Raw genomic sequence first — 367 nt, forward strand, 5'->3', positions numbered from 1 at the left:
CAAGCTCGAAATTGGGTCTGTAGCTCAGTTGGTTAGAGCGCACCCCTGATAAGGGTGAGGTCGGCAGTTCGAATCTGCCCAGACCCACCAGTTTACTGGTGAGATAGCTGGTCAGAGAGACGCCTCCACGGTATGTAGAAATACGGGGCCATAGCTCAGCTGGGAGAGCGCCTGCCTTGCACGCAGGAGGTCAGCGGTTCGATCCCGCTTGGCTCCACCACTTACTGCTTCTGTTTTGAAAGCTTAGAAATGAGCATTCCATTGATCCTGATGATTAGTGCATGAATGTTGATTTCTAGTCTTTGATTAGATCGTTCTTTAAAAATTTGGGTATGTGATAGAAAGAAATATAGACCGGGCACCTCTT

At 48.5% G+C, this 367-nt stretch carries 2 tRNA genes; both read left to right on the plus strand.

Annotation, left to right across the window (positions count from 1 at the left end):
* The first annotated feature begins 13 nt into the window (after positions 1 to 13).
* Positions 14 to 90: transfer RNA gene (locus KBY08_RS26305), tRNA-Ile, on the plus strand.
* 54 nt (positions 91 to 144) lie between these two features.
* Positions 145 to 220 (plus strand) — tRNA-Ala (locus KBY08_RS26310).
* Positions 221 to 367 lie beyond the last annotated feature (147 nt).

Source organism: Pseudomonas sp. P135, assembly GCF_020312125.1.
Taxonomy (GTDB): Bacteria; Pseudomonadota; Gammaproteobacteria; order Pseudomonadales; family Pseudomonadaceae; genus Aquipseudomonas; species Aquipseudomonas fragariae.